Genomic DNA, 11,885 nt, shown 5'->3' on the forward strand with positions numbered 1-11,885 from the left:
TTTCCTACGCTAAATCTATTGCCGAGGAGAGAGCATTATGATAGAAACCACTTGCCTGAGCCAGCTGCAGCCGGGCCAGACCGCCATCGTACGCGAGCTGCGCGCGACCGGAAGCATGCGCCGCCGCCTGCTGGACATCGGGTTAATTGATAATACGCCCGTGGAGTGCCTTGGCCGCAGTCCCAGCGGCGACCCCTCCGCTTTTCTGATTCGCGGCGCGGTGATTGCCATCCGCTCGGAGGACTGCGCCAATATTCTGACCTGCTGAAGAAGGGAGAGGGAACATGGGTTTGACCAATGCGGCGGTCAGCATCAAGGCCGTGGACGCCGGACTGACCATCAAAAAGCAGAGTGAAACCGACCGCGTTGTTGCGCTGGCGGGCAATCCGAACGTCGGCAAGAGCACGGTGTTCAACAGCCTGACCGGCTTAAATCAGCATACCGGCAACTGGCCCGGCAAGACCGTGACCAATGCACAGGGATATTGCGCCACTGCACATCATTCGTATGTGATGGTGGATATCCCCGGTACATATTCGCTGATGGCACACTCGGCCGAGGAGGAGGTCGCGCGGAACTTTCTGTGCTTCGGCGACCCCGATGCCGTCGTCGTCGTGTGCGACGCAACCTGTCTTGAGCGCAACCTCAATCTGGTGCTGCAAACGCTCGAAATCTCCGACCGTGTCGTGGTATGCGTTAACCTGATGGACGAGGCGCGGCGCAAAAACATCCGCATCGACCTTACCGGTCTGTCCAAACAGCTTGGTGTGCCGGTCATCGGGACGATTGCGCGCCGCCGCAAAACGCTCGACGAGCTGATGCGCGGGGTCGATCACGTGATTGACGCACCGCCTGCCGGAAGGCCGCTGTGCGTGCGCTATCCCAAGGCCATCGAGGATGCGATTGCAGTGGTTGAACCGGTGGTCACGCGCCTGACCGACGGCCGGCTGCGCAGCCGATGGCTCAGCCTGCGCCTGCTCGACCGCGATCCGTCACTGCTTGCCGAAATTGACGCATATTTCGGCGAAGACCTGCTGCAAAATGAGGAGCTGATTGCCGCGCTCGACCAGGCGGGTGAATTGCTCGCCGCGCAGGACATCACCGCCGACCGGCTGAAGGATCAGATTGTGTCCTCGCTCGTGCTTGCGGCCGAGGAGGTCTGCATGGACACGGTCACACGACAGCGGGACGTATACAACAGCACCGATCAGCGCATCGACCGCGTGCTGACGAGCAAATGGGCGGGGTATCCGCTGATGCTGGCGTTGCTCGCGGTCGTATTCTGGCTGACCATCACGGGCGCGAATTATCCGTCCCAGCTGCTGGCTGACGCGCTGTTTTGGGTGCAGGAGCGGCTGACCGATGTATTCCACTATTTTGGTGCGCCCGAATGGCTGCACGGCATGCTTATTTTGGGTGTGTATCGGGTGCTCGCATGGGTCGTCTCGGTCATGCTGCCGCCGATGGCGATTTTCTTCCCGCTCTTCACCCTGCTGGAGGACGCAGGATATCTGCCGCGCGTGGCTTATAATCTGGATCAACCCTTCAAGCGCTGCCACGCCTGCGGCAAGCAGGCGCTAACCATGTGCATGGGTGAAAAGTGGATGCGCGTGCGCAATAAAACGCTCCCTGCCGCAGTCCGGTGGCAGGGAGCGTAAATGATCTGTTATCCCTCGGCAGCCGGATGGTGGCGATTGTGCCCACATCCTTGGTGCTCTGCATGTCGAGCGTGCCGCCGCTCACCTTTTTGCCGACACCGTATTTGACCGCGTTCTCTACCAACGGCTGCACCGTCAGCGCAGGAATGAGAAATTCCGTGGTCTGAATGTCATAGGCAATCATAAGGTCGTCATCAAACCGCATTTTTCCCAGCGACAGATAAATACGGCTGAATCTGACTGAGCATAATCGCAATGCAACCCTCGGTCAGCTTACTTTCCTGTTTAGCCATGCGCCGCCCCTGTTCCGTCTGCAAAAGCAGCATGTTAAATTAGAAATTAAGCCTTGAACTGAAACAAGCGGGTATCTGCACCGCACAGATACCCGCTCTTCTATTATGATTTGTTTTAAACGCACGGTATGCTGCCACCAACCGGGAGCTACACCGATAAGAGAATCATGTATCCAATTTATGCGCCGAAAAAACGCGTGTTTACATTTTCAAGATGATGTCGAATCGCCAGCTCCGCACGTCCAAAATCCTGCTCAGACAGCGCATCAAGAATGATATGATGCTCCGCACTTGCAGCAACGCTGTTTTGCATCAGTGTACCGGAAAGCGTGTGAAAACGCTTGAAAATCAAGTTGCTGCGCTCGACCAAATCAACCAGAAAGCTATTGCCGGAAAGCTGTGCAAGCATGATATGAAACAGGTAATCCTGTTCAAGAAACGCCTCGGCACCGCCCGCTTCGGCGGCGGCAACCTGCTTATCGTTGCAGGCATGCAGACGCTCAAGCTGCTTTTGTGTCAGCCCTCCGTTTTGCCCGATTAGTCGAGCGGAGAGCGGCTCAAGCTGGACGCGCACGATGCTGACATCCCGCACATCATGCTGCGTTACATCAGATACGACCAGATTTTTGCTGCGCTGTACGACGATTTCCTCAAACAGCAGCCGCTGCAATGCTGCGCGGATGGGGGTGCGGCTGATGCCAAGCTGATCTGCCAGTGTTTCCTCTGCCAAAACAGCGCCCGGAGCAAGCTCGTTGGAAATAATTGAGGCTTTGATTGCTACATAGGCGCGATCTGCAAGAGATGGCTCTTTTTTAATATTCTTGAGTGCCAAGGCGATACACCTCCCGAAAATATGTATCCAGTATACAGTATTGGAGTACTGTGCGTCAACCTTGAAACAGATATGATACGGCAAATGTAAGCAGCGGAACGGTAATGAGGGACAGAACGCTTGTGGCCAAAATAATTTGAGCGCCGTAAGCGGAATCCATACCAAGCGACGAGGTCATCAGTACGCTTGATGCAGCGGATGGACAGCCGGCGCACAGCGTTGCGGTCAGTGCCAGCGCCGCACCCTGCGTGCCCCAGTGTGCAACGCCGCACAACCACAAGAGCGCGACAAACGTCCCGGGCAGCACGGCCATGCGCAGCACAGCGGGGAAAAACACACGCGGATGCAGCAGCGCACTCGGGCGGCACTTGGCGAGGAATACGCCGGTGACCATCATCGCCAGCGGCGTGTTAAGGGAAGCGAGCGACGAAATCAAATCAGCGGCGATGTCCGGCAGCGGAAGGCGTGTGAAATACAGCAGTGCGCCTGCGATTGTACCGAGCACACCCGGATTACACACTGCTTTTTTGAGATTGATACCCTTGCGGCCGAGAAGCAGTGCGCGGCCGTGCGTCCATAAAAATATATTGAATACACCGACAAATGCGCTGCCATAAAAAACGCCTTTGTCGCCGAGCACGGCATGCACAAGCGGGAATGCCATAAAGCCACAGTTGGAATACACCGCCCCCATGCGGGCAATAGCGCGCTCCTCCACTGTCCCTTTGCGAAGCAGCAGCTGTGCCAGCAGGGCGGCCAACGCATGGAACAGCACGCCCAACACGCCGGAGAGTAACAATCCGTGTGCCATATATGCATCAAAGGGCTGATAAAAGGCGTTCAACAGCAGAGCAGGTGTGACAAAACCCAGCAAAAAACGACTCAGCCCATGTGCAACCTCATCGGTGAACCATTGAAGCCGTGCACAGGCGGCTCCGACGGCAATCATCAGCAGCATCAGAACAACTTGATGCACGGTCAGCAACGCGGTTTCCATCAGCTTCCGTAATAGGCTGCGCGCACAATCGGTGCGATGGTTTGAGCCGTCATCGGGATGGGATTTACGGCAGTTGAACCAAGCAGACTGTCCGTGATGAGCGCTTGCTCGTCGCGTAAAAAGACTTGCTCGCTGATGCCGGCATCGCGCAAACAGGTCGGAATGCTGACTGCAGTGGATAGGGCACGCACCTGTTCTACTGCATCCCCGCCCAGGGCGGCAGACAGCTGTGCGAGTTGCACCGCGACCCATGGGTTACGGCGATTGTAATCGAGCACATAAGGCAAGATTACAGCATTGGCCAGTCCATGGGCGGTGTTATACCGTGCGGAAAAGGCGTGCGAAATGCCGTGCACCATACCAAGACCGGCATTGGAAAATGCCATGCCCGCCATGCAGGAGTATTCATGCATCTTTTGACGGCTTTCGAGGTCACCCTTGTGTACAGATTGTGGCAGCGTAGCTAAAATGCCCTCAATCGCACCGCGGGCAAGTACATCGGTAAACGTGTCCTTGGCACGGTTGGTATAACACTCTATCGCATGTGTCAGCGCATCCATACCGGTCTCTGCTGCAATATGCGCAGGCAGGGAAATGCAGAGACTGCCGTCTAAAATTGCGATGTCAGGGCGGAGCGCTTCGGTTTTAATGGCGAGCTTTTGTCCGCGTTCGGGAAAGGTGATTACGGTGACATGAGTGACCTCACTCGCGGTGCCCGAGGTGGAGGGTACGGCAACAAATGCGGTGCTTTGGCGCTCCTGCGGCAACGGTGTAGAAAACACATTGCTAAAGTTGAGTTCGGGCCATTCATAGAAGAGAAGCATGGCTTTGGCCGCGTCAATGGCTGAGCCGCCGCCGAGAGCGATGACCAAATCGGGGCGGAACGCGCGCATGACGGCAAGGCCTTTTTCCACCTCGTCCTGCGTAGGGTTCGCGCCGACGCCGCTGTATACCTCAACCGTCCCGCGGGGGGCGAGCAACGCTTTAGCACGGTCAATCGCGCCGTTGCGAAACATGGATGCCCCCCCTGTTATGAGTAACGCGCGGGTAAAGGATAATTCACCGAGTGCATCGAGTGCATCTGCGCCCGTAACGAGCCGCCTGCCGGTCAGCCGTAAATTTTTCATGGAATAACCCTCCTGCATATTTTAAATTTATTTGTATACTGTATACAATTTATCTTGTGTTCAAACAGATGTCAATATTTAATTTTTAAGCTAAAACTCAGCCAAAATGCGATTTTAATAAGCAAAAAGTGCATGAAATTAAAGTTCAACACTTGAAATATGGCGGAATATCACAAAAACACGCTAGAAAAAATCGTACAATCTGTGGAGAAACCTTAAATTTCAAAAGGCGGTTGACAAGGCAGAAAATGCAGTCTATAATGTGACCATCGAGCAGAGACAAGGACGTCCGTCAAGGATTGCCTTGTCTCTTTTCTTTTATCCCGATATGACAGGAGGGAACTCATATGAAAACCAATGCACTGGCAGTCAGCCGCCGCACCAAGCGTCAGCTAGATAGTTACGGCGTATCCGGCAAAATCTATCACGCAGAGATTGATCCGCTCATTGCAGTCATCGACCTGCACAAGAGCTTCAAGAGTCTCGAGGTGCTCAAAGGAGTCGATCTGTATGTGAAAAAGGGGGATGTAGTCGTGCTGATTGGCCCATCCGGTTCAGGGAAAAGCACATTGCTACGCTGCATCAATCAGCTCGAAACCATCCAGAGCGGCGATGTACAGTTTGAGGGAAGCAGTATCGCTCGCGGCCCCGTAGACATCAACCAAATGCGGCAGCGCATTGGCATGGTGTTTCAGCATTTCAATCTGTTTCCACATCTGACGGTACTGGAAAACATCACACTCGGTCCGCGCAAGCTGCGCAAAATATCGCAGGAGCAAGCCAATGCGCTTGCCGAACAGCTGCTGACACGCGTCGGTCTGCTTGACAAGCGGGATGCGTACCCGAATCAGCTTTCCGGCGGACAAAAGCAACGCATCGCCATCGCACGGGCGTTGGCAATGGCGCCGGATGTAATGCTGTTTGATGAACCGACCTCGGCACTTGACCCTGAAATGGTCGGCGAGGTGCTCGAAGTGATGAAGGATCTTGCCAGAGAGGGCATGACGATGATTATTGTCACCCATGAGATGGGCTTTGCACGTGAGGTTGCAAACAAGGTTGTATTCATGGCAGACGGGACGATTCAGGAATCCGGCGTACCTGAAAAGCTGTTTGAACAACCAAAGAGCGAGAGACTGATTAGCTTTTTAGGTAAGGTGCTTTGAATTTTCACTTGTATACGGTATACAAGTGAACTTTGAACAGGAGGGGAGAAAATGGATATAAATGCTTGGCTGCTTGATGTCGGCGGTTTTTTGAACCGCTACTCGGCGCTTTTTATTGGAGGTATCCGCAACACGTTGATTTTGTCAATCATCTCAGGCATTTTAAGCGTGCTGGTTGGCGGTGGACTTTGCTTTCTTCGTATGAGTCGGCTGCCCCCGCTGCGGTGGTTTGCGAATATTTGGATTGAATTTGTACGCGGCACGCCTGTGTTGGTACAGATTATGATGGTTTATTACGGTCTCCCACTGCTAGGTGTGCATTTGCCCGTTCCAGCGTTTCTCGGCAACACCGGAGAGCGCGCGATGTATGGCATCCTTGCGTTGACCATCAACTCCGGCGGTTATATCTGTGAGATTATTCGTTCGGGAATTCAGTCAGTCGATGGCGGTCAAATGGAAGCTGCGCGATCGCTGGGTTTTGGCTCGGTGCGATCGATGCTGATGATTGTTATGCCGCAGGCCATCAAAAATATTCTGCCGAACTTCGGCAACGAATTTGCCAATCTGATTAAGGCCTCGTCACAGGTGATGGTCATCGGTGTGGCGGAGCTGATGTTCTCATACAACACAATCAGCGGCACCAGCGGACGTGCGTTTCTGCCGCTCGTTGTCATTGCGCTGCTGTATTTCATCATGACCTTTATCGTTGGTCTTGGTGTGCGCGGTCTGGAACGCCATTTCAAAAAGAGCGATCGCTAAAACTTGTTATCATTTCATTATGATAGAAACAAATTGTTTCACCAAAGAAGGAGGAACCTCATTATGAAAAACACAGTAAAACGCACCCTTGCCGCTTTGCTCGCGGCTGCCGGCATGGTAACCGCGCTGTCTGCCTGCGGCAGCCAGCCCCCCGCTGAAACCGATACGGCCTCTACCGGGGGCGATGCCGCGTCTGCGGAAAGCGAGCTTGGACCCGTGCTCACGCGTATTAAGGAGAGCGGGAAAATGGTTGTGGCGACCGCATCCGGCTATATGCCTTATGAATTCGTAGACATTTCCAGCGCAGATCAGCAGGTTATCGGTGTAGACATGGCAATGGGCGATAAAATTGCCGAAAAGCTTTCGGAAAAGCTGGGTGTATCTGTTGAAAAGCAGGTAGAGGATACCACGTTCACCGCCAATCTTGCTGCGGTGGCGGCTGATCAGGTTGATATTATGATCGCTGGCATGTCGCCTACTGAAGAGCGCCGAAAGACCATGGACTTCTCCGATGTCTATTTGAAAGCGGAGCAGAGTTTGCTCATCCGCAAGGAGGATGCCGACAAATACAAGGAGCTGAGCGACTTTGCAGGTAAAACCATCGCGGTGCAGAAGACAACCACACAGGAAAAAATTGCGCAGGATCTGATGACCGATTCGACCGTTACCTCGCTTGAGAAAATTCCGGTCTGTGTGCTCGAACTCACAACCGGCAAGGCGGATGCTGTCGTCATTGAAAACACGGTTGCACAGCCGTATCTCATTGCAAACTCGGATCTTGTGCTGGCAGATGTGTCCTTTCCCGAGGATCGCCTTTATAAAAATACTGCCATCGCGGTACCTAAGGGCAATGAGGATTTTCTTGCAATCATCAATGAAGTAATCAAGGAATCGCAGGACGCGGGTCTGATTGATCAGTGGATTGCTCAGTACAGTGAAATCTGTGCGGAAAACAACAAGGCAGGCTAATACAGGTGCGAGAGAAGGGCTTCCCGCAGGGGAAGCCCTCTTTCACAATATATATTGTATACCGTATACATAGAAAGGGGTGACATCCGGTGACAATGTTTGAAGAGATGCGCGAACTGACAAAAAAACTGGTGGCAGTGCCCAGTGTGAACGGCACAGCGGGTGAGCACGATATTGCAGATGTGATTGAGGCGTATCTACGAGACATTCCGTACTTTCGTACACATCCGGAGCTGGTGATAACGCAGCCGCTGAAGGAAGATTCGCTTGGCCGCCGCAACGTACTGGCGCTTTTGAAGGGCGGGGATGGAAAACAGGCCGATACTATTCTGCTGCACGGCCATATTGACACGGTTGATGTAGATGATTACGGAAAATACAAGCCGTTCGCCTTTGATTGCGACAAGCTGGCTGAGGCGCTGCAAGCTGCAGAGCTTCCCGCTGACGCACGGCGCGACTTGGAGTCAGGCGATTATCTGTTCGGTCGCGGTGCATGCGATATGAAAGGCGGGGACGCAGTATTTCTCGTGCTGGCAAAGCATCTGGCTGACAAAGCGGAACAACTTCACGGCAACCTGCTGTTATCCTTTAACCCGGTTGAAGAAACGCTTCATCAGGGCATTATTGAGGAGCTGCCGCTGCTGAAAAAGTTGAAAAAAGAGCAGCATCTGACGTTTCGCTTGGCCATCAACAATGATTTTATCTGTCCGATGTATGCAGGTGACACAACACGCTATGTTTATACCGGTGCGGTTGGCAAGCTTCTACCCATGTTTTACATTATCGGCAGAGAGACCCATGTTGCGCAGTGCTTCGAGGGCTTTTCACCCGATTTGACTGCCGCCGAGCTGACCCGTATCATTGACCGCAATCCCGCATTTTGTGATGGGTACAACGATGAATACACGCTGCCGCCGACGGTGCTGAAAATGCAGGATCTCAAGCCGCACTATAACGTGCAAACGCCGCACACGGCCTGCTGTTATTTTAATTATTTCGTGCACAACAAGCAGCTCACCGAGATTATGACTATGCTCACCGAAGCCGCGCGGCAGGCGCTCGACAATGTTTCCCATGCAGCAGACGAGCGCTATCAGGAATACTGTCGGCTATCCGGAATGCAGTATTCCTCTCTGCTTGAGCAGACGCAGGTACTCAGCTATCAGCAGTTGTATACCCGTGCAAAGGCTGTGTATGAAGGCGAGTTGGATGCCCTTGTCAACGGTGTGACCGCGGACTCGGTCGCAGCCGGGGACGATATGCGCCTTACTTCACTCCGAATCGTACAGAGCCTAAGCGAACAGTGCGGAATCAAAACACCGACCGTTGTCGTGTTTTTTGCAACACCGTTTTGTCCGCACAACACCCTGAAGCGGGAATCCGCAGACGAAGCGCAGGTGTTTGATGAGATCGCACGCATTGCCGCTGATTTTGCTGATGAGAGCGGTGAAACGATGAAGCTGCAGCAGTTTTTCCCATCCCTCACCGATTCGAGCTATCTCAAAATTGACGATGACGCCGAATCTATCACAATGCTTCAGCAGAACTTTCCGGGTTATAAAACGCTCTATCCTGTACCGCTTGAAACAGCCAAAGCGCTGAACATTCCTGCAGTCAACTACGGGGTATGGGGCAAGGACTGCCACAAATGGACCGAGCGCATCAACATGCCGTATTCATTCGGCAAGCTACCGGACTTCATTTTAAAAACCATTGATTTTTACTTGGGAGGACATTGATATGCCTACTTTACGGGAACGTTCTGCGGCGGTGATGCCGCCGATGGCGCTGCACAATCTGCCGTTCGGGATCGACCATGCGCAGGGCAGCTATCTTTATACCGATGACGGCCGCAAAATTCTCGATTTTGGCAGCGGTATTGCAGTCAATAACCTTGGTCATAATGCACCGACTGTGGTTGCGGCCGCAAAAGCACAGCTCGACAAAATGGTGCACTGCTGCCACAACCTGTTCCACTATGAAGTGGAGACTGCGCTCGCCGAGCGTATCGCAGGCCTGATGGGCAGCGGCTATAAGGTGTATTTTTCAAACTCCGGCGCGGAAGCGGTCGAGGGTGCGGTCAAGCTTGCCAAGCGAGCAACCGAGCGCCCTGCGGTTATCGCGTTCAAGGGCTCGTTCCACGGCCGCACGCTGCTGTGCACCTCGCTGACCGCGTCCAACTCTGCCTATCGCAAGCACTATGAGGGACTTGTCCCCTCCATCTATTTTGCGGAATATCCCAAGTTGTTTGGCACGCCCTATCCGATGGCGGATGGCACATGCCCCAAGCAGTATTTCACGCAGTTTGACGACCTGTTTAAAAAGCTAGTTGACCCTTACACGGTCGCGGCCATTGTGATGGAACCGGTGCAGGGCGAAGGAGGATATGTAGTTCCGCCACGCGAGTGGGTGCAGTATGTACGCGATATTTGTGACAAATACGGTATCATGTTGGTGTTTGACGAGGTGCAGACCGGCTTTGGACGCACAGGAAACATGTTTGCTTGGCAGACACACGGCGTGAAGCCGGATATTATGGCCTGCGCAAAGGGCATTGCCAATGGTCTGCCGCTCTCGGCGGTTGTCGGTAAGGCAGAGGTGATGGATCGATGGACGGCGGGTGCTCATGGCGGCACGTTCGGCGCAAATCCGGTGTCCTGTGCGGCGGCGCTCGCGACCATTGATATGCTTGAGGGCGGCGCGATAGAGAACGGCCGCCATATGGGTGAGTATTTTATGAAAGGCTTGCAGGCGATTACGGCAAAATATGATGCCGTCGGCGACCTGCGCGGGCTGGGGCTGATGATTGGCATGGAATTGGTGTATCCGGATGGCTCGCCCAATCGGGATCTGACCGCACAAATCACTGCGAAAGCGCTTGAACGGGATTTGTTCTTGCTTTCCTGTGGTTGTGATAAGAACGTTGTGCGTTTTATCGCACCGCTGACCGTCTCGCAGGAGGAGATTGACCATGCGCTCTCTATCCTCAGGGAAGTATTTGCCGAAGCAATCGAAGAATAAAGGAGGACGGCTGTGAAAATCGTCATTTCCGATTATCCGGATGTGTTGGGACGCGCACTGGAAAAGGAATTTGCTTATTTACGTGAGGGCATTCCGGATGCTGAGATTATTGTACATCCCTATGTCGAGCCGGAGGCGTTTTACGAGGTCATGCAGGGAGCACAGGGACTGCTGACCGCGTTTATTCCGCTCGGCAAAGCGGCACTTGACCGCCTGCCTGATTTGCGGGCAGTCTCCATTAACGCAACCGGCTATAATTTTGTTGATCTGGCCGAAACACAGCGGCGCGATATTCCGGTGTGTGCCATTGGAGAATACTGCACACAAGAGGTTGCTGACCATACTATCGCGTTGCTGCTCGCACTTGACCGCAATTTCAAGCACTACATGGCCGATATGGACGTGCACTGCCGCTGGCAATACTATTCCGCGCCGCCCCCAATGGGACTTTCGGGCAGCACGCTCGGCCTGTTCGGCTTCGGCAAAATTGGTAGGGCAGTCGCGCAGCGGGCGCGTAGCTTCGGCATGGCGGTGCTCGCCGTTGATCCCTCTGCCAACTCGGCAGACGCGGCATCCGTCGGCGTGCGGCTGACCAATATGGATACTCTGCTTGCCCTGTCCGACGTTGTGAGCAATCATATGAATCTTACTGCGGAAAACACAGGCTTTTTCGACTATTCCCGCTTCGGGAAAATGAAAAAGTGTCCAATTTTCCTGAATGTAGCGCGTGGCGGCAGTGTGGTTGAGAAGGATCTTGTCCGTGCACTGGATGAGGGCTTGGTGCGTGCAGCCGGTCTGGATGTGCTCGAGGCAGAAAAACCCGATTTGGCACATTGCGCACTGACCGGACGCGAAAATGTAATTCTGACACCGCATGCGGCTTTTTACAGTGTGCAGTCCATGGAGGCGCTGCAACGGATTAGCTGCAAAAACTTGACCAACTGTCTGACAAACCGCCGCGGCGAAGCATTCAGGATTGTAAACAGTGTAAAATAACTTAACCCTCTGCAGTTTGCAAATCCGGCTCTAGCTCGCCCACTGCTTCTCCCGTTTTAGCATTCGC

General features: G+C 53.7%; 12 protein-coding genes. 9 read left to right on the plus strand and 3 right to left on the minus strand.

Going from position 1 to position 11,885, the window contains the following annotated elements; genetic code table 11:
• Window positions 1-37 precede the first annotated feature (37 nt).
• From QOX26_RS07195 to QOX26_RS07205, 3 genes are read left to right on the plus strand one after another with little or no spacing between them, the layout of a single operon-like run.
• Complete coding sequence (locus QOX26_RS07195; RefSeq protein ID WP_283674293.1) at window positions 38-268, plus strand: FeoA family protein; 231 nt, start codon at window positions 38-40, stop codon at window positions 266-268.
• Between the two features lie 16 nt (window positions 269-284).
• Complete coding sequence (locus tag QOX26_RS07200; RefSeq protein WP_283674294.1) at window positions 285-1,658, plus strand: ferrous iron transporter B; 1,374 nt, start codon at window positions 285-287, stop codon at window positions 1,656-1,658.
• Window positions 1,659-1,684: 26 nt separating this feature from the next.
• Window positions 1,685-1,825, plus strand: a complete 141-nt coding sequence (locus QOX26_RS07205; protein ID WP_283674295.1) for a hypothetical protein — start codon at window positions 1,685-1,687, stop codon at window positions 1,823-1,825.
• A 304-nt stretch (window positions 1,826-2,129) separates the two neighbouring features.
• Here QOX26_RS07205 and QOX26_RS07210 read toward each other — a convergent pair whose 3' ends face one another.
• Genes QOX26_RS07210 through QOX26_RS07220 form a run of 3 tightly spaced genes read right to left on the minus strand, consistent with a single transcriptional unit; the run spans window position 2,130 to window position 4,907 of the window.
• Window positions 2,130-2,783 carry a GntR family transcriptional regulator gene (locus tag QOX26_RS07210; RefSeq protein WP_283674296.1) on the minus strand — a complete coding sequence of 218 codons (654 nt, stop codon included), beginning with the start codon at window positions 2,781-2,783 and terminating at the stop codon, window positions 2,130-2,132.
• A 55-nt stretch (window positions 2,784-2,838) separates the two neighbouring features.
• The gene (locus tag QOX26_RS07215) at window positions 2,839-3,780 is read right to left on the minus strand and encodes an AEC family transporter (RefSeq protein WP_283674297.1); all 942 of its coding nucleotides are present in this window, start codon (window positions 3,778-3,780) and stop codon (window positions 2,839-2,841) included.
• On the minus strand, window positions 3,780-4,907 hold the full coding sequence (locus tag QOX26_RS07220; RefSeq protein WP_283674298.1) for an iron-containing alcohol dehydrogenase: 1,128 nt from the start codon (window positions 4,905-4,907) through the stop codon (window positions 3,780-3,782). Before QOX26_RS07220 ends, QOX26_RS07215 begins: the two co-directional genes overlap by 1 nt.
• Window positions 4,908-5,254: 347 nt before the next feature.
• Here QOX26_RS07220 and QOX26_RS07225 point away from each other — a divergent pair, with 347 nt between their 5' ends.
• From QOX26_RS07225 to QOX26_RS07250, 6 genes are all read left to right on the plus strand, one after another.
• A complete protein-coding gene (locus QOX26_RS07225; RefSeq protein WP_283674299.1) occupies window positions 5,255-6,073 on the plus strand; it encodes an amino acid ABC transporter ATP-binding protein in 819 nt (272 codons plus the stop codon).
• A 51-nt stretch (window positions 6,074-6,124) separates the two neighbouring features.
• Window positions 6,125-6,832: an amino acid ABC transporter permease gene (locus QOX26_RS07230; protein WP_283674300.1), complete on the plus strand. Its 708-nt coding sequence runs from the start codon at window positions 6,125-6,127 to the stop codon at window positions 6,830-6,832.
• A 63-nt stretch (window positions 6,833-6,895) separates the two neighbouring features.
• On the plus strand, window positions 6,896-7,801 hold the full coding sequence (locus tag QOX26_RS07235; protein ID WP_283674301.1) for a transporter substrate-binding domain-containing protein: 906 nt from the start codon (window positions 6,896-6,898) through the stop codon (window positions 7,799-7,801).
• A 95-nt stretch (window positions 7,802-7,896) separates the two neighbouring features.
• Window positions 7,897-9,540 (plus strand): M20/M25/M40 family metallo-hydrolase, encoded by a 1,644-nt coding sequence (locus QOX26_RS07240; RefSeq protein ID WP_283674329.1) that lies wholly within the window; start codon window positions 7,897-7,899, stop codon window positions 9,538-9,540.
• A 1-nt stretch (window position 9,541) separates the two neighbouring features.
• A complete protein-coding gene (locus tag QOX26_RS07245; RefSeq protein ID WP_283674302.1) occupies window positions 9,542-10,822 on the plus strand; it encodes an aminotransferase class III-fold pyridoxal phosphate-dependent enzyme in 1,281 nt (426 codons plus the stop codon).
• A gap of 12 nt (window positions 10,823-10,834) precedes the next feature.
• Window positions 10,835-11,818, plus strand: a complete 984-nt coding sequence (locus tag QOX26_RS07250) for an NAD(P)-dependent oxidoreductase (RefSeq protein WP_283674303.1) — start codon at window positions 10,835-10,837, stop codon at window positions 11,816-11,818.
• Window positions 11,819-11,885: the final 67 nt, after the last annotated feature.

Source organism: Butyricicoccus sp. Marseille-Q5471 (genome assembly GCF_951230135.1).
GTDB lineage: Bacteria > Bacillota > Clostridia > Oscillospirales > Butyricicoccaceae > Agathobaculum.